Annotated in this window: 2 protein-coding genes; both read right to left on the bottom strand. The window is 63.7% G+C overall.

Features of this window, described 5'->3' with window-relative positions; all coding sequences use genetic code 11:
• Positions 1-19: 19 nt before the first annotated feature.
• Complete coding sequence (locus tag NZ453_RS21760; RefSeq protein ID WP_263773107.1) at positions 20-1,120, bottom strand: sugar kinase; 1,101 nt, start codon at positions 1,118-1,120, stop codon at positions 20-22.
• A gap of 47 nt (positions 1,121-1,167) precedes the next feature.
• Positions 1,168-1,854, bottom strand: a complete 687-nt coding sequence (locus tag NZ453_RS21755; protein ID WP_263773106.1) for a bifunctional 4-hydroxy-2-oxoglutarate aldolase/2-dehydro-3-deoxy-phosphogluconate aldolase — start codon at positions 1,852-1,854, stop codon at positions 1,168-1,170.
• Positions 1,855-1,909 lie beyond the last annotated feature (55 nt).

Here is a 1,909-nt window from a genome sequence, read left to right as displayed (position 1 = left end):
GCCGGTTTAGTGGCGCCGCTTACCGGATGACGCGAGCGCCCTTGCCCTTCATGGCGGCTTCGACTTCCTCGACACGCACCATCGAGGTATCGCCGGGGGTGGTCATCGCCAAGGCACCGTGTGCCGCGCCGTATTCGACCGCGGCCTGCGGACCCTTGCCTTCGAGGAAGCCGTACGCAAGACCGGAGGCAAAGCCGTCGCCGCCGCCGACGCGGTCGTAGATCTCGAGGTTGGGGCGTTGCATCGATTGGTAGAGTTCGCCCTGGTAGTAGAGCAGCGCCGACCAGTCGTTGAAGGTGGCGGTGGTGGCTTTCCGGAGCGTGGTGGCGGCGACCTTGAAGTTGGGGAAGGCAGCCACGGCGGTCTGGATCATCTTCTTGAAGCTGTCGGTCTCGATCTGCGTCAGGTGTTCGTCGGCGCCTTCGACGTCAAAGCCGAGGCAGGCGGTGAAGTCTTCTTCGTTGCCGATCATCACGTCGACGTACTTGGCGATCTCGCGGTTGACGCGTTGGGCGGCGTCCTTGCCGCCCTGGCTCTTCCACAGCGAGGCGCGGTAGTTGAGGTCGTAGGCGACGACGGTGCCGTATTTCTTGGCGATCTGGACGGCTTCGATGACGGCTTCGGCGGTGTTGCTGGCCAGGGCGGCGAAGATGCCGCCGGTGTGGAACCAGCGCACGCCTTCTTCGCCGAAGATCTTCTCCCAGTTGACTTCGCCGGGGCGAATCTGGGAGGCGGCGGAGTGGCCGCGGTCGGAGCAGCCGAGGGCGGGTCGGATGCCGAAGCCTTTTTCGGTGAAGTTGAGGCCGACGCGGGTGTTCTTGCCGAGGCCGTCGAAGTCGCGCCAGATGCAGTGGCTCATGTCGACGCCGCCTTGCATGATGAGGTCTTCGACGAGCCAGCCGAGGTCGTTCTTGGGCAGGGCGGTGACGACGGCGGCGCGCTTTTGCCAGCATTTACGCATGGCGCGGGCGACGTTGTATTCGCCGCCGCCTTCCCAGACCTGGAAGCTGCGGGCGTTGCGCACGCGGCCGAAGCCGGGGTCGAAGCGGAGCATGACTTCGCCGAAGGACAGGCAGTCCCATTGGGCTTCGTTGGCGGGTTTGACGATGAGTTCGCTCATGGGGGGTTCCTTTCTAGCTAGCTTTCTACCGGGGAGTCGGTCCGGTCTTATTTGGCGGCGAGTTCGGCCTTGATGCGTTTGACGAGGGCGACGGTCTGCCGGACGTTTTCTTCGAGGCCTTGGTAGTCTTTGGCATCGAGCAGTTTCTTGGTGATGAGGTTGGAGCCGACGCCGCAGGCGACGATGCCGGCACCGAACCATTTGCGCAGGGACTCTTCGGTGGGTTCGACGCCGCCGGTGGGCATGATGCGGGTCCAGGGCATGGGGCCCATGACGCTTTTGACGAAGTCGGGGCCGCCGACGGAGGCGCCGGGGAAGACTTTGATGATTTCGCAGCCGAGTTCTTGGGCGTCGCCGATTTCGGTGGCGGAGCCGCAGCCGGGGCTGTAGGGGATGCCGCGCCGGTTGCACAGTTTGGCGACCTCGGCGTTGAGCAGCGGGCCGACGACGAATTTGGCGCCGTTGGCGATGTACAGCCCGGCGGTCGGGGCGTCACAGACGGAACCCACGCCCATGACGACGCTCGGGTCGGCTTTGGCGAAGTGCTTGGTGACGCGCAGGAAGACGTCCGCCGCAAAATCGCCCCGGTTGGTGAACTCGACGCACTTGGCGCCGCCGTTGGCGCACGCCTGGATGACGTTCACGCACACTTCTTCGTCCGGGTGGTAAAACACCGGAATGATCGATTGCTCCATCATCCCCAACAACACCGATAGCCTGTCCTTGCTTGCCATTTTTTATCTCCGTAAAGAGGAATCAGAAAAAAGTCGCCCTTGCGCTGTCAGCTTG

The organism is Propionivibrio soli, from assembly GCF_025770765.1.
GTDB lineage: Bacteria > Pseudomonadota > Gammaproteobacteria > Burkholderiales > Rhodocyclaceae > Propionivibrio > Propionivibrio soli.
The sequence above is the reverse complement of the archived record's forward strand: the minus strand, read 5'-3'. Positions and strand labels throughout refer to the sequence as shown.

What these genes read in the sequence shown, in the direction of transcription:
- NZ453_RS21760 (WP_263773107.1), bottom strand. Translation starts at nt 1,120, where the DNA reads ATGAGCGAACTCATCGTCAAACCCGCCAACGAAGCCCAATGGGACTGC.
- NZ453_RS21755 (WP_263773106.1), bottom strand. Translation starts at nt 1,854, where the DNA reads ATGGCAAGCAAGGACAGGCTATCGGTGTTGTTGGGGATGATGGAGCAA.